A 14,887-nucleotide genomic window follows, 5' to 3' on the forward strand; every position below is an offset into this window, starting at 1 on the left:
AGCCACCTACTGCGCCCAGGTGGGGACGACGAACTCGCTGTCCGCGTACGGGGTGGGGCTGACGACGCGCTGGCGGCCCCGCTGGATCTGGTGGACGAGGTGGGCCTGGGCCAGGGACGGGTCGCCCGCGGCGTCGCCCGACCACGTCCGCGCGGTCTGCCCGGGGGCGTCGAAGCTGTAGGCGCCGTTGACGCCCCGGTGGACCGTGCGGCGCAGGTGGTCGGCCACCGCGGAGAAGTCGCGGAAGTCGCTGACGGCGGCCCAGGTGCCGGCGACGAGGTGGACGCGGTCGTAGGCGATGCCCGCGTGCGAGCGGCCCGGGACCTCGCCGAAGCGGCGGGCGTAGCGCGACGCGAACGCGAGCCCGAGGCGGTCGGGGTAGGTCCCGGTGGTCGTCGCCCACAGGACGCCGTCGGCGAGCGTCCCGAGCCGGGACCGGAACTCGGGCACCGACGGCGCGTAGATGCCGTAGACCAGCGCCGGGTGCGGCGCCGCGCGGAACCCGCGGACGAGGGCGACGTGGTCGTCGACGAGGTAGCTGCCCACCATGATCGCGGCGGGGTCGGCGGCCGCGGCCCGCGCGCCCGCGTCCGTCCACCCGTCGGCCGGCGGCGCGTCGACGACCAGCTCCCAGCCGCGCTCGTCCGCGCGCCGGGCCGCGTGCTCGAGGCCGAGGTCGACGAGGTCCCACACCGCCTGCCGCACCACGAGCAGGCGCCGCGAGGTCGGTCGCCAGAGACCGCGGTCGCGCAGGTCGCTGACGTAGTCGACGAAGTGGGGGCCGTAGTGGACGTCGCTCGGGCAGACCTGGAAGACGCGCCCGAACCGGCCCGGGTCGCCCGTCGCCCGCTGCTCCATCAGCCCCGAGGTGGCGGCGTGCAGGTAGGGGACGCCCGCCGCGGCCGCGAGGTCGTGGGCGAGGTCCTGGCGCGCCAGGTAGCCCGAGGTGAGGACGTCGACGTCGTCGGCGAGCAGGTCCGCGAAGCCGCGCTCCACCGTGCCGGCGTCCTCGGGGTCGACGTCGGCGACGCGGAGCTCGAGGCGGCGACCGGCGACCCCGCCCGCCGTGTTGATCTCGTCGAGGGCCAGGCGCGCGCCCTGCTCCATCTCGCGGGCGTCGGCGGCGGCGACCCCGGTGAGGGGGAGCAGGGCGCCGATGCGCAGCGGGCGGCGGTGGACGGGGCGGGGCGCGGGACGGCGGGTCGGCGCGTGGTCGGCGGCGATCAGGGCGCGGCCCAGGCGGATCCGCTCGAAGCCCGCCGTCCCGCCGGGCGGGGGGACCACCACGAGGCCCTCGTCGACCGCGCGGGCGGCCGCGGCGCCCCGGGACGCGACGTCGAGCTTGGTGAGCACGCGGTCGACGTGGGTCCCGACGGTGCGCGGGCCGATGGCGAGCCGGGCGGCCACCCCGGCGTTCGTCAGCCCGGCGACGAGCAGCGTGAGGACCTCGAGCTCGCGGCGGCTCAGGCCGTGGGGCAGGACCTCGAGCGGCTCGACGGCGACGAGCGCGGTGTCGTCCCCGACCGCCACGACCGCCCGGACCGGGCGCCCGTCGAGGTGCAGGGCCCGCAGCTCGCCGGCGCCGGCGCGCAGCGCGCCGGCGGCGAGGCGCCGCAGCGCCGGCGGGACGTCGTCGGCGTCGCCGTCCTCCACCACGCGGACCCGGCCGGCGGCGTCCACCCGCAGCGCGGCGCCACCGGGCGGGTCCGCCCGAGGAAGCGTGACGCTCATGGTCGTCTCCTGCGTGCCGGTCCCGCGACATTACCCCGGCGGGTTCCGCGGCGACCGTTCGTGACGTGATGGCCTCCCCGCCGCAACACGGGGTCCGTCGTTCGACGGATTCACGCCGCGGACCGCGGTCCTACCGTCCCGCCATGCGCCTCGGAATCTTCGCCCCGACCCTGTCCGGCGGCTGGGTCATCTCGACCGCGGCCCCCTGGTGGAAGCCCGACTGGTTCCTCATGCAGGAGACCGCGCTCAAGGCCGAGAACTACGGCTTCGACTTCCTGCTCGCCCCCAACAAGTACAAGGGCATGGACGGGGAGATCCATTTCTGGAACTACGCGCTCGACTCCTTCACGACGATGGCGGCGCTGGCGGCCGTCACGCGCAAGGTCATGCTGATCCCGTCGATCTCGCTGCTCTCGGTGCCGCCGGTGTACGCGGCCAAGCAGTGCAAGACGATCGCCGACATCGCCGGTCCCGGCCGCTTCGGCGTCAACATCATCAGCGGCTGGGAGAAGCCGGAGTGGGAGTCGATGGGCCTGTGGCCCGGTGACGAGTACTTCGGCTACCGCTACGACTACGCCGCCGAGTACATGCAGGTGATGCGGGAGCTGTGGGAGACCGGACAGACCGACTTCGACGGCCAGTTCTTCCACATGCGCGACGCCCGCCTGGAGCCGTGGTTCGACGACGGGAACATGCCCAAGGTGATCTGCGCGGGCCAGTCCGACCGCGGCATGCAGTTCACCGCCGAGCACGCCGACTACCAGTTCATGGGCGGCAAGCTCGACATCGGCGAGCTCACCGAGCAGATGGGGCGCGTGCAGTCCGCGTCCGACAGGGCCGGCCGTCCGATGGAGGCGTTCCCGCTCTACCAGTGCGTCGTGCGCGACAGCCTCGCCGAGTGCGACGACGTCATCGGGAAGTGGCGCGAGAGCCAGGAGATCGAGGTCGTCAAGACGATGACCGGGCACGCCTCGATGAACTCCGAGGCCGACGAGAACTCGCTGCACGCGACGCTGCTCGGCAACGACAACTTCATGCTGTGGGAGATCATCAAGGGTGACCCGAAGAGCGTCGCGGAACAGCTGCGCGCCATCGCCGACGTGGACGGCGTCAGCGGGGTCATGTTCACCTTCCAGGACTACCTGACCGACATCGACCGCTTCGGCCAGCAGGTCATGCCGCTGCTGGCGGACTGATCCCGCAGGGAGAGAGATGCCCGACGACGTCGAGGTCGCCGGTCTCGAGGGCACGGTCGAGGTGATCGTCGACCGGTGGGGCGTGCCGCACGTCTACGCGGGCTCGGCACACGACGCCTTCCTCGCCCAGGGGTTCCAGGCCGCCCGGGACCGGCTCTTCCAGATCGATCTCTGGCGGCGCCGGGGCCTGGGCCGCCTGGCCGAGGTGTTCGGGCCCGAGCACCTCGACCAGGACCGGGCCCGGCGGCTGCTCCTCCACCGCGGCGACATGGACCGCGAGTGGGCGGCGTACCCCGACGGCACCCGGGAGATCGTCGGCGCCTTCGTCGCCGGCGTGAACGCCTACGTCGACTGGGCGCTGGCCGGCCCGGACGGGCGGCTCCCCCCGGAGTTCGCGGCGCTCGGGCACGCCCCGGAGCGCTGGGCGCCCGAGGACGTCGTCCGCATCCGTACTCACGGGCTGTTCTACAACGTGGAGCAGGAGCTGGCCCGCGCCCTGACCGTGCGCGACCTCGGCGTCGCGGCCGAGGAGCTGCGGGCCGTCCGGGGCCCCGACGGCCCGCTGTCCGTGCCGGACCCCGCCGTGCTCGAGCACCTGGGCGACCACGTCCTCGCGGTCTACCGGCGCGCGTTCGAGCCCGTCGACCTCGCCGGCAGCAACAACTGGGTCGTCGCCGGCCACCGGACCGCCACCGGGCGCCCCGTGCTGGCCAACGACCCCCACCGCGTGATCACGGTGCCCTCGCTGCGCTACCTCGCCCATCTCGAGGCGCCGGGCCTGTCGGTGATCGGGGCCGGCGAGCCGGCCCTGCCCGGCATCTCGATCGGCCACAACGGGCGGGTCGCCTTCGGCCTGACGATCTGGCCGATCGACCACGAGGACCTGCTCGTGTACGCCCTGCACCCCACCGACGACGGCCGCTACGGCGTCGACGGGGGCTGGGCGGACCTCGAGGTCGTCGAGGAGGACGCCGGTGTCGCCGGCGCGGTGCACGAACTGGCCTTCACCCGGGACGGGCCCGTGCTGCACGTCGACACCGACGCCCGCGTGCTCGTCGCCCTGCGCGCCGCGTGGCTGGAGCCGGGCATGGCGCCCTACCTCGCCAGCCTCGCCTACCAGGACGCCGCCGACGTGCACGCCTTCCGCGCCGCCCTGGCCGGGTGGGGCGCGCCCGGCGTCAACCAGGTCTTCGCCGACGTCGACGGCGCCATCGGGGTGCAGGCGTGCGGCCGCGTCCCGCGCCGGGCCGGGTGGGACGGGGCGCTGCCCGTCCCCGGCGACGGGCGGTTCGCCTGGGCCGGCGTCGTGCCGCTCGACGAGCTCCCCGGCGAGATCGACCCGGCCGCGGGCGCGCTCACCACGTCGAACCAGGACACCGGCGACGCGTCCGGCGCGACGGTCGACTGGTACTCGAGCGCCCGCCACGAGCGCCTCGCGGCGTGGCTCGCCGAGGACACGGCGGTCGACGTCGACGCGAGCCTGCGGTGGCAGACCGACGCGTTCGACACCCACGGCCGCGCGCTGCTCGATCGGCTGGCCGACGTGGAGATGACCGGGCCGTGGTGGGCGGAGCTCCAGGCCTGGGACGGCGTCGAGGACGCCGGCTCGCGGGCGGCACTGCTCTTTCAGGTCTGGGTGCGTCGGCACTGGCGGCCGTGGCTGGCCGCGCGCTGCGTGGAGCGCCTCGGGCACGACCCCGCCGCGGCCGGGCGCCTCGTCCGCGACGACGCGCTGTTCTCGGATCTCCGCCCGGACCTGCGGATGCTCGAGGTCGTCGATCCCGCGGCGCTCCCCGACGGCGTCGCCGGCACCCTGCGCGGCGCGCTGGCCGAGATCGAGGGCCTCCTCGGCCCCGACCCCGCGACCTGGTCCTGGGGCGCCCTGCACCGCACCGAGCTGCGCCACCCGGTGCTCCCGGACGCGTCGCTGCCGCCGGTCCCGCGCTCCGGCAGCGGCGACACCGTCGGGCTCGCCGGGCACGACGCCACGTTCAACGCGGTGATGGGCAGCAGCTTCCGGATGGCCCTCGACGTCGGCGACTGGGACCGCAGTCGCGTGCTGAACGCCCCGGGGCAGTCGGGCGACCCGCGCTCGCCCCACTACGCCGACCTGCTCGACCGGTGGGCCGCCGGCGAGGCGTTCCCTCTGGTCTACACCCGCGCGGCGGTCGAGGAGGCCGCCGGGCACCGGCTCACCCTGCGCCCGGCTCCTTCGTGACGTCGTCGATCGTCAGCGTCCCGAGGTCGGTGTTGGCGACATAGACCTCGCGGCGGTCCGGGGACACGGCGAGGACGACGGCGTCGGCGTAGGGCTCCACGAACCACCCGACCTCGCTCGCGAGGTTCTCCGGATCGACCGCGGCGAGGACCGGGGGGTCGCCGGCGAGGGCGAGGAACACGCGCCGGCCGTCCCGCGAGACCGTCAGCGCCGTCACCGGTCCGGGCAGCGGCACCGAGGCCACGACCTCGCCGCGCGCGGGGTCGAGCACGGAGAGGGCGTGGCGCGGCTCGGTGCTGCCGACGTAGAACGCGTCCCCGTCCGGTGCGGCGACGACCACGTGCGCGGGGGCGTCGAGGGGGATCGCCGTCAGCAGGCGGCGCGTGCCGACGTCGATGACGTCGGCGGTCGAGCGGCGCTCGTCCACGGCGAGCAGGCGGGTGCCGTCGGCGCTCACCGCGAGCCCGGTGGCCGTGCGCCCGAGGGCGCCGACGACGCGGCGGCCGCCCAGGTCCACGACGAGGGTGTCGCGGGCCGTCGGGACGAAGGCCGTGGTGTGGCGGGGATCGACGACCGGGGCGCCCGTCGGCGGCTCAGGGAGGGCGATCGCGGCGACCACCGACGCCGTCGTCATGTCGACCACGACCAGCCCCAGGCGGCCCGTGGTCGTCACGACCATCTGCCCGCCCGCGGCGTCGGCGGCCGCCCCGACGGTCCGGCCGCCGAGCGGGATCTGGGCGACCCCGGTGCGCGCGCCGGTGTCGAACACGGAGACGCCCTCGGACCCGGCGTTGGCGAGGTAGGCCTCCCGCCCGTCGGCGGTGAACGCCACGGCGACCGGACTGATCCCGATGGAGATGCCGTCGCCGACGTAGCGACGGGTGGCGACGACACCGCCGACGATCAGCGCGACGGCGAGCGCGGCCACGAGCGTGCGGCGGGCCCACCGGGTCCGGACGAGCGGCGGCGCCCACCGGTGCAGCGCCCGCCCCAGGCCGTCGGCCGGGATCGTGGTGAGGCGGGTGAGCCGGGCGGTCGGCCGGCGGCGCAGCGCCGCGGACGCGGCCGCCGCGAACGCGCCCGCGGACGGCGGCCGCGCCGCCGGGTCCTTCGCCATGCCCTGGGCGACGACCTCGCCGAGCGCGGCCGGGATCGCGTCGTCGACCAGGGTGGGCGGCGAGAGGTACAGGTGCGCGCCGACGAGGGCCGACGGGTCCTCGTCGCCGAACGGCGGCCGGCCCGTGAGGCACTCGTGGAGCAGGCAGGCGAGCGAGTACACGTCGGAGCGCGCGTCGGCGGGCTCGGCGCGCAGCCGTTCGGGCGCCATGTAGGGGAGCGTCCCGATCACCGTGCCGTCGTGGGCCGCCGTCACGGAGCCCGTGGGGCGGGCGATGCCGAAGTCGGCGAGGTAGGCGAAGTCGCCGCGGCCCACCAGGACGTTCGACGGCTTGACGTCGCGGTGCACCAGCCCCGCCGCGTGCGCCGCGTCGAGGGCAGCGGCGACCTGGGTGACCAGGCCGACCGCCCGCGCGGGCGCGAGAGGCCCGTCGCGGAGCAGGGTGTCGAGCCCGACCCCGTCGATGAGGCGCATGTCGAGGAACAGCCGGCCGTCGATCTCGCCGAAGTCGTGCACCGGGACGACGTGGGGCTCGCGCAGGTCGGCCGCCGCCTCGGCCTCGCGCCGGAACCGCTCGCGGTAGGCCGGGTCGTCGCCGAAGCGGGGGTGCAGCAGCTTCAGCGCGACCCAGCGGGAGCGCCGCGTGTCCCAGGCGCGGCGGACCTCGCCCATCCCGCCGCTGCCCAGCGACGGGCCCAGGCGGTAGGGACCCAGCTCCGCGGACACGGCCTCCAGCGTCCCCGAGGACCGGGGCCGGTGCCCAGCCTCAGCCGTGCGCGGCGATCTTCGCGAGCGTGACCACCGCGTCCGGGGTGACGGGGACGCCGGGAGCGGGAAGCCGGGCCGGTGCGGACCCTGCGGATCGTGCCGAACCTGCGCAGCTCGGTCGTGGAGGAGATGCCCGCGACGCAGGCGGCGCTCTTCACCTCGGCGCTCGGCGACGCCGACCCCGCCCTGCTCGCGGACCCGCGCGTGCGCCCCTTCACGTGGCGACGGCTGCTCGCGGCGCTGCGCGACCCCGAGCTCGCGCTGCTCGAGGTCGCCGAGCCGCTGTGGGCGGGGGAGTGGGTCCGGGCCCTGCGCGTCGTGGTGCTGGTCAAGGTGCTGCGCCGCGACGTGGCGGTCGCGACCTACGCGATCGAGAACCTCGACGCCCACGAACGCCTGGGATCCCGGCTGCGCGCGCTCGGTGTCGGGGCCTCCATGCTGACCCTGGACGCCGTGGCGTTCGGGACGTCCGGCGCGGCGGCGAACTACCGGCGGGCGTTCGGGTGGTCGCTGCGCCGTACCGAGCACGCCGTCCTGCCGCCGCGGCTCGGCGCCTGCACGGTGTGCGCGCCGGGCGACGCCGAGCGCGGCCGGACCGTGCTCTTCCTCGGCACGCCGAGCGACCGCAAGGGGTTCGGGGTCCTGACGGAGGCCTGGACGCGGTGCGGGGCGGCGGACCGCGGGTGGCGGCTCGTGGTCGCCGATCCCTCGGGCGCCGGTGACCGGGCGGTCCCGCCCGGGGTGTCGATCACGTCGCCGACCCGCGCCGCCGTGCACGACCTCCTGCGGCGCGCCGCGGTGGTCGCCCTGCCGTCGGTGCGGCGCCCGCGCTGGCGCGAGCAGATCGGGCTGCCGCTGGTGGAAGGGCTGGCGCACGGCTGCCGGGTCGTGACGACGACGGAAACGGGGCTCGCCGACGACCTGCGCGGCCACCCGCTGGTCACCCTCACGACGCCGGGCGACCCGGGGAGCCTCGCCGAAGGCCTGGTGCGGGCCATGGGCAGCGGGTCCCACGACGTCGCCGAGACCTACCCCTCGGGCAGCGCGGGGTACGCGAAGAGCGATGTGGTCGCCTGGTGGCTGCGCACCGCGCGAAGTGACTAGGTGAACGCACCACCCGTCCACTAGGGATGGTCGTGTCCCGACTCCGAGAGGATCGCTCATGACGTCCGTCCCACCGGTGGCCGCGCCGACCGCGCCGACCGTGCTCACCGCCGAGGAACAGCGAGCCGTCTGGTTCCTCGGCGCCCTGGTCCGCGTCCGCACCGGGGGCGAGGCGACCGGCGGCTCGCTGGCCGTCCTCGAGCACCGCGGCGAGCGCGGCTACTCGAGCCCGCTGCACCGCCACACGCGCGACGAGGAGACCTTCCTCGTGCTCGACGGCGAGCTGCGCGTCGAGGTCGACGGTGCCGCGAGCGCGGCCGGCCCCGGCACCGCGGCCGTGCTGCCGCGCAACCTCCCGCACGCCTTCGTCGTGGTCAGCCCCGAGGCCCGCTTCCTGACGATCCACACGCCGGCGGGCTTCGACGCGTTCACGCTCGCGGTCGGCCAGGAGGCCGTCTCCCTGGACGCGCCGCCGGCCGACGCGCCACCCCCGGACCCCGCGGAGCTCACGCGCGTGGCGGCGCGGTTCGGTCTGGAGATCCTGGGCCCGCCGCCGGCACCGTGAGTTCGGCCGTCAGGTCGGCCGCGATCGTGGCGGCGTCCGCGGTGTCGGGCCAGTGCCGGACGAAGCGGCCGTCGGGCCCGACGAGGTAGGTCACGGCGGTGTGCGGCACCGCGTACCCGTCGGGGTCCTCGGGGTCGGGGCGGCGCCGGGCGAACACGCGGAACGCCCGCTTGGCGGCCTCGACCTGCTCGGGGGTGCCGGTGAGTCCGGTGAAGCGCGGGGACGACGCGGCGAGGAACGCCCGCATCACCGCGGGGGTGTCGCGTTCCGGGTCGACGGTGACGTAGAGGGGGCGCAGTCGCGCGTGCTCCCCGAGCTCGTCGAGCGCCGCGCCGAGCTTCGCCAGCGCCCGGGGGCACACCACGCGGCACGAGGTGAACCCGAACTGCACCAGCAGCCAGTCGCCCCGGTAGGAGCCGGCGTCGACGGGCGTGCCGTGGTGGTCGACGAGGTCGAAGGCGGCCTCCGTCGGTGCGCTCACGGCACCAGCTCGAGGTCGTGGGCCGGGCCGGGCGGCACGTCGACCCGCAGCCCCTCGGGCACCGCGCGGACGCCGTCGCCGGACCGCACGACCTCGCCGTCGAGGCGCACCTGCGCGCCGTCGGGCACCCGGTCGAGGACGACGGTGCCGTCGTCGTCGCGGCCCCGGCGGCGCAGCCGGGCGTGCAGGACGCCGTCGACGACCTCGGCCCGGCTGACCTCGACGTCCTGCCCGACCTCGGTCAGGGCGGGCTCGGCGAAGTGCTCGGAGCCCCAGGGTCGCTGGTAGAGCTCGTGGAGCCCGTCGGCGACGTCGAGCCGGGCGTAGCCGAGCAGGACGTTGCCGGTCATGGGCTCGATCTCGGTGCGGTGGCCGTCGCCGTCGGTCTTCGTGTCGTTGCGGGGGTAGTAGAGACCGCCGTCCCGCCAGGTCGGCGCCATGAAGCGGTCGGCGTGGGCGAGGATGCCGTCGAGGGTGGCGCGGTCGCCCATCTCCGCGGCCCACGCGGCGACCCAGCCGAGGTCGCAGGTGTCGTTGACGACGGTCTGGCCCATGACCTCCATGGCCGGCGTCGAGCGGACCGCGACGGTGCCGTCGGGGCCGTGCTCGAGGAAGTCGGCGACCTGGCGCGGGTAGTTCTCGCGCACGAACTCGCGGTTCCAGGTGTTCATCAGCGCGCCGCACCAGGCGTCCACCCACGGCGCCTGCAGCGCGTTCGGCCGTACGACGTGGGAGTCCTCGAGGATCATCTGGTTGTAGTGGCCGGTGTCGTCGAGCCGGCCGAAGTCCGCCCACGCCTTCTCGTAGCCGGCGACCACCTCGGTGGCGCGGTCCCCGCCGGTGATCACGTCGTGGAGCCGGAAGCCGAGGATCGCGGGCTGGTTGCAGATCTGGAAGACGCAGTTGGGCTCGCAGGCGATGCCGAGGTAGCCGTTCTCGACCATCTGCCAGTAGAGGTGCTCGTTGAGCGAGTCGCGGTCGTAGGCGAACCGCTTCGGCTCGCCGCCCCAGAAGAACGACCAGTGCTCGAAGGTGAGCGCCCCGGGCTGGGCGTAGCGGTCGTCGGCGAAGAGGTGGTCGTGCAGCAGGGCGCACGACTGCACGTACGCCGAGTACATGATGTTGTCGCGCACCACCGGGTCCCACTCCTCGTGGTAGCCGTCCGAGAGGTGCGCGTTCATGACCATGCCGCCGCGGGAGACGTCGCGCCAGTAGAGCCAGACGTCGGGCATGAGCAGCTTCTCGATCAGCCGCTGGATCGTCGGCCGGAAGAGCCCGGGTGCCGCGGGGAGACGGTGCCGGTGGGCGAGGGCGAGCCCGTAGATCATGTAGGCGAGCTGGAAGCGGTAGCTGCCGAAGTCGTCCTCGCCGGCACCCTTGCCCTGCATCAGCGACCAGTCGTGGGGCAGCCGGCGGGACAGGTTGTCCCAGTGCCGCAGATGGCCGATCTGGTTCGCGTCCAGCACCGACGGCGTCGTCATGCACCCGGACGCTAGCCAGGTCCGACCCACCCCCGGTAGGCCTCGGCGTCGACGTTGCGCCCGCACACGACGGTGACGACGTGCCGGCCGGCGAAGCGGTCGGGGTCGGTGAGCACCGCCGCGACGCCGAGCGCGGCCGACGGTTCGACGACCAGCCCCGCGTGCTCGGCCAGCATCCGCATCCCGGTGACGATCGCGGTCTCGGGGACGAGGACCGCGTCGTCGGCGACCTGCCGCAGGTCGCCGAGCACAGCGGCGATCGGTCGGCGGCCGGCCACGCCGTCGGCGATCGTGTCGGTCGGGCCGGTGGTGACGACGCGCCCCGCGCGCCAGGAGTACGTCATCGCCGGCGCGCCCCACGGCTGCACGCCGATCACCTCGACCCCGGGCGCGAGCTCGGACAGCACGTGCCCGACGCCCGTGGCGAGCGCGCCGCCGCCGAGGGCGAGCAGGACGGCGTCGATCGTCGACGCCTTCGGGACCAGTTCGAGACCGATCGTCGCCGCGCCCTCGCAGGTCTCGACGTCGAGGCTGTCCTCGACCAGCCGGATGCCGTGGCGCCGGGCGATCGTGGCCGCCCGCTCGCGCGCCGCGTCGAAGTCGCCGTCCACCAGCTCCAGCCGCGCGCCCAGGGCCCGGATGCGGTCGAGCTTCGCGGCCGGCGCGGCGCGGGACGCGACGACGGTGACGTCGAGCCCCCGGCGCCGCCCGGACCAGGCGAGCGCCTGCCCGAGGTTGCCGGCGCTGGCGCAGACGGCGGGTCGGGAGCCGAGCCCGTGCGCGACCACCTCGGCGCCGCGTCCCTTGAAGCTGCCCACCGGGTTGGCCGTCTCGAGCTTGATACCCACCGCGCATCCCAGCGCGGCATCGAGCACGTCGGAGCGCTCGAGCGGGGTGTCGAGGAAGACCGGGTCGATCACCCGCCGGGCCGCGCGGATGCGGTCGGTGTCGAGCCGCGTCGCCGGCACGGGCGGCCCCGCTCAGCGGCCGGAGCGGGGTGTCTCCACCGACACCATCGTCGACTTGATCACCGCGATCGCCAGGTCGCCGACCTTGAGATCCAGCTCCTGCACGGCCTCGGTGCTCATCAGGGAGACGATGCGCGCCGGCCCGCACTGCATCTCGACCTGGGCCATGACCGTGTCGGCGACGACGTCGGTCACCAGCCCGACGAGCCGGTTGCGGGCCGAGCGGTTGACGCCCGACGGGTCCTCGACCTGGTGCGCCCGGCGCTGGGCGAGCTTCGCCAGGACCTCGCCGTCGACGACGCGGCGGCCCGAGGCGTCGAGCGTGGTCACGCCCTCGGCCTCGGCGAGACGCCGCATGGTGTCGTCGCTGATCCCGAGCAGGTTCGCGGCCTCGGCGATCCGGTACGTCGGCACCCTCGACAGGCTAGCGACCCGCCCCTGGTCTCCGGACCGGGCGGCCGCGATGCTGACCGGTGTGGTGCCGGGGGAGACGGTCGACGACCCGCTGCGCTGCGGGGTCCTGGGCGAGGTCGTCCTCGGGGCGGGGTCGCGGAGCGAGCCGGTCGCCGGGCGCCGGACCGCCGAGGTGCTCGCCGCGCTGCTGGTGGACGTCTCGTGCCCGCGGTCGGTCGAGGATCTCGTGGCCGCGGTGTGGGGCGATGACGCCCCACCGACCGCGGCGACGATGGTGCACGGCGCGGTCCGGCGGCTGCGCACCGCGGCCGGCGGAGACCGGGGCCGCTTCGTGGTCTCCCGCGGCGGCCGGTACGCGGTGGCCCCCGAGGTGGCGCTCGACGCCGCGGAGTTCGAGGCGCTGGTGGCCGGGGCCCGGCCCGAGGTGGCGTCGTCGCCCGCCCGGGCGGCCCGGCGGCTGTCCGCGGCGCTCGCGCTGTGGCGCGGTCCGGCCTACGCGGGCGTCGAGCAGCCCTTCGCCCGGGACGAGGCGGCGCGGCTCGACGCGCTGCGCGTCGAGTGCGCCGAGCTGCTGGCGCAGGCCGAGCTCGCCCTCGGCGAGCCCGCCCGCGCGGTGGCGGTGCTCGCCCCTCTCGTCGCCGCCGACCCGTCTCGCGAACGCGCGGCCGGCGTGCTGATGACCGCCCTGGCCGGCGCCGGCCGCACCGCCGAGGCGCTGCGCACCTTCGACCGCGTCCGCGCGGCGCTGGCCGAGGACCTGGGGCTGGAGCCGGGCCCGGCGCTGCGGGAGATCGCGGCCGGGCTCCGCCGCGGGGACGACGTCCCGGACCGGGGATCGGCCCGGGCGCTGCGGGGCCCGCCGCGCCCGCTGGGCTCCTTCGTCGGGCGGGAGGACGACCTCGCCCACCTCGCCGGCCTCCTCGCGGACCACCGGCTGGTCACCGTGACCGGGCCCGGAGGGGCCGGCAAGACCCGGCTCGCCCTCGAGGCCTGCGGTCGCGGGCCGGCGCGGGTGGTGTTCGTCGACCTCGCCCGCGCGGCGTCCGGCGACCGGTTCGAGGACGTGGTCGCCGACGCGACCGGGGTCCGGGCCGATCCCGGCGCGGTCGCGGCCGTCGTCGCCGTCGCCCTCGCCGACGCACCGACACTGCTCGTGCTCGACAACGCCGAGCACGTGCTGGACCGCTGCGCGGCGTTCGTGCGCGCGCTGCTCGAGAGCACCGGCGGCGTCGGTGTGCTGGTGACCAGCCGGGAACGCCTGGGACTGCCCGGCGAGCAGGTGTCGGCGCTCGACCCCCTCCCGCTGCCCCCGCCGCGGGCGGAGCCCGGCGAGATCGGGCGGTCCCCGGCCGTGCAGCTGTTCGTCCGGCGCGCCGCCGCGGCGCGGTCGGGCTTCGCGCTCGCCGCGGACAACGCCGAGGCGGTCGCCGAGATCTGCCGCCGGCTCGACGGTCTGCCGCTCGCGGTCGAGCTCGCGGCGGCGCGGACCGCGGCGCTACCGCTCGCCGAGCTCGAGGCCGGCCTCGGCGACCGGTTCCGGCTCCTGGCCCCGTCCGCCCGCCGCCACGACCCGTCGCGCCGTGCCGGCCTGGCCGCCACGATCGCCTGGAGCCGCGACCTGCTCGACGACGCCGAGCAGCGACTGTTCGCGCGCCTCGGTGTCTTCCCGGCGGGCTTCGACCTCGACGCGGTGCGGGCCGTCACCGGTGACGGGCACGCCGCGGCGACCCTGGGGCGCCTGGTCGACGCGAGCCTGGTGCGTCCCGAGGACACGGCCGGCGACCGCTGGCGCTACCGGATGCTCGAGTCGACCCGGGAGTTCGCCGTCTCGTGCCTCGCCCCCGGCGAGCTCGACGCGCTGCGCCGGCGCCACGCCCACCACTTCCTCGCGGTCGGCCGCGACGCCGCCCCACACCTGCACCGGGCCGGCGCGGGCCCCTGGCTGGACGCGCTGCACGCCGAGCGCGACAACCTGCGCGCCGCGCTCCGCTGGGCCGAGGGCACCGACGACTCCGACGGGGACCCCGAGGTACTGCTTTGGCTGTGCGACGTCCTCTGGCACTACTGGGACGTGCGCGGGTCCCGTGCCGAGGGGCTCGCCCGGCTCACCGCGGCCCTGGCGGTCGTCGGCCCCGACGACCCGCGACGCATGGCGCTGCTCTCCGCCTGCGCGCTGCTGCACCTCGGGCGGGGCGAGTTCGACGACACCGAGCGGGTGGCCGGCGAGCAGCTCCGTCTCGCCCTCGCCGCGGGGGACCGGCGGTGGGAGGGCGACGCGCAGGCCCTGCGCGCCACGGTCGACTGGGCGCGGGGCCGCTTCGACCGCGCCCAGCAGCGCTACGAGGACGGCATCGCCGCCTCGCTGGCCGGGGGCGACGTGTGGCGCGGGGCGATGGCTGAGGCGCAGCTGGCGCGCCTGCACCGCGACCGCGCCGAGCCCGACGCGGCGCGTGCCCTCGCCCGGCGCGCGACGGACCACGCCGACGAGGTGGGCGAGGACCTCGCCCGCGGGCTGGCCCTCGACGTCCTGGCGTCGATCGAGCAGCGGTGGGGCGACCCGGCCGACGCCCGCCGCCTCGTCGAGGCCGCCCTGGAGCACTACCGGCTCGTCGGCTACCGCGAGGGCGAGGCGTCGGCGCTCGCGCTGTCGGCCCGGATCGCGGCCGCGGACGCCGACCTCGCCGGGGCCCGGCGCGGCTTCGACCAGGCCGGGCGCATCTTCCGTCGCATCGGGCACCGGGCGGGCGCCGCGGCCACCGCGGAGGAGCTCGCCGCGCTCGGGTGATCGTGAACTCGGTGACGATCCCGCGCAGATGTGACCGCGTTCGTCACCGGGACGGCGAT

General features: G+C 76.0%; 11 protein-coding genes. 5 read left to right on the top strand and 6 right to left on the bottom strand.

Translation table 11 applies throughout. The features are described 5' to 3' along the window. Positions 1 to 6: 6 nt before the first annotated feature. Positions 7 to 1,731, bottom strand: a complete 1,725-nt coding sequence (locus tag ACR9E3_RS08425; RefSeq protein ID WP_460379779.1) for an ABC transporter substrate-binding protein — start codon at positions 1,729 to 1,731, stop codon at positions 7 to 9. Positions 1,732 to 1,874: 143 nt separating this feature from the next. Between ACR9E3_RS08425 and ACR9E3_RS08430 the strand changes: the two genes are divergently transcribed. Next, a complete protein-coding gene (locus tag ACR9E3_RS08430) occupies positions 1,875 to 2,927 on the top strand; it encodes an LLM class flavin-dependent oxidoreductase (protein WP_460379780.1) in 1,053 nt (350 codons plus the stop codon). A 16-nt stretch (positions 2,928 to 2,943) separates the two neighbouring features. Next, the gene (locus ACR9E3_RS08435) at positions 2,944 to 5,145 is read left to right on the top strand and encodes a penicillin acylase family protein (protein WP_460379781.1); all 2,202 of its coding nucleotides are present in this window, start codon (positions 2,944 to 2,946) and stop codon (positions 5,143 to 5,145) included. Here the strand turns inward: ACR9E3_RS08435 and ACR9E3_RS08440 are convergent. Continuing rightward, positions 5,120 to 6,988 carry a serine/threonine-protein kinase gene (locus ACR9E3_RS08440; RefSeq protein WP_460379782.1) on the bottom strand — a complete coding sequence of 623 codons (1,869 nt, stop codon included), beginning with the start codon at positions 6,986 to 6,988 and terminating at the stop codon, positions 5,120 to 5,122. The two genes, ACR9E3_RS08435 and ACR9E3_RS08440, sit on opposite strands and share 26 nt — an antisense overlap. A 138-nt stretch (positions 6,989 to 7,126) precedes the next feature. Between ACR9E3_RS08440 and ACR9E3_RS08445 the strand changes: the two genes are divergently transcribed. After that, on the top strand, positions 7,127 to 8,134 hold the full coding sequence (locus ACR9E3_RS08445) for a glycosyltransferase (RefSeq protein ID WP_460379783.1): 1,008 nt from the start codon (positions 7,127 to 7,129) through the stop codon (positions 8,132 to 8,134). Between the two features lie 58 nt (positions 8,135 to 8,192). Then, complete coding sequence (locus ACR9E3_RS08450; protein WP_460379784.1) at positions 8,193 to 8,699, top strand: cupin domain-containing protein; 507 nt, start codon at positions 8,193 to 8,195, stop codon at positions 8,697 to 8,699. On the opposite strand, the gene ACR9E3_RS08455 is transcribed toward ACR9E3_RS08450, so the two are convergent. From ACR9E3_RS08455 to ACR9E3_RS08470, 4 genes are read right to left on the bottom strand one after another with little or no spacing between them, the layout of a single operon-like run. Continuing rightward, positions 8,641 to 9,180, bottom strand: coding sequence for an SCO family protein (locus tag ACR9E3_RS08455; RefSeq protein ID WP_460379785.1), 540 nt, complete (start codon positions 9,178 to 9,180; stop codon positions 8,641 to 8,643). The two genes, ACR9E3_RS08450 and ACR9E3_RS08455, sit on opposite strands and share 59 nt — an antisense overlap. Continuing rightward, a complete protein-coding gene (locus ACR9E3_RS08460) occupies positions 9,177 to 10,661 on the bottom strand; it encodes a linalool dehydratase/isomerase domain-containing protein (RefSeq protein WP_460379786.1) in 1,485 nt (494 codons plus the stop codon). Before ACR9E3_RS08460 ends, ACR9E3_RS08455 begins: the two co-directional genes overlap by 4 nt. An 11-nt stretch (positions 10,662 to 10,672) precedes the next feature. Beyond that, entirely contained in the window at positions 10,673 to 11,629 is a 957-nt protein-coding gene (locus ACR9E3_RS08465; RefSeq protein ID WP_460379787.1) for a threonine ammonia-lyase, read from the bottom strand. Positions 11,630 to 11,641: 12 nt separating this feature from the next. Beyond that, positions 11,642 to 12,043 carry a TOBE domain-containing protein gene (locus ACR9E3_RS08470; protein WP_460379788.1) on the bottom strand — a complete coding sequence of 134 codons (402 nt, stop codon included), beginning with the start codon at positions 12,041 to 12,043 and terminating at the stop codon, positions 11,642 to 11,644. A 61-nt stretch (positions 12,044 to 12,104) separates the two neighbouring features. On the opposite strand from ACR9E3_RS08470, the gene ACR9E3_RS08475 reads away from it, so the two are divergent. Beyond that, positions 12,105 to 14,828, top strand: a complete 2,724-nt coding sequence (locus tag ACR9E3_RS08475; protein ID WP_460379789.1) for an ATP-binding protein — start codon at positions 12,105 to 12,107, stop codon at positions 14,826 to 14,828. The last annotated feature ends 59 nt before the right edge of the window (positions 14,829 to 14,887 follow it).

The organism is Actinomycetospora sp. C-140 (assembly GCF_054796175.1).

What these genes read in the sequence shown, in the direction of transcription:
- ACR9E3_RS08435 (WP_460379781.1), top strand. Translation starts at nt 2,944, where the DNA reads ATGCCCGACGACGTCGAGGTCGCCGGTCTCGAGGGCACGGTCGAGGTG.
- ACR9E3_RS08460 (WP_460379786.1), bottom strand. Translation starts at nt 10,661, where the DNA reads ATGACGACGCCGTCGGTGCTGGACGCGAACCAGATCGGCCATCTGCGG.
- ACR9E3_RS08450 (WP_460379784.1), top strand. Translation starts at nt 8,193, where the DNA reads ATGACGTCCGTCCCACCGGTGGCCGCGCCGACCGCGCCGACCGTGCTC.
- ACR9E3_RS08425 (WP_460379779.1), bottom strand. Translation starts at nt 1,731, where the DNA reads ATGAGCGTCACGCTTCCTCGGGCGGACCCGCCCGGTGGCGCCGCGCTG.
- ACR9E3_RS08430 (WP_460379780.1), top strand. Translation starts at nt 1,875, where the DNA reads ATGCGCCTCGGAATCTTCGCCCCGACCCTGTCCGGCGGCTGGGTCATC.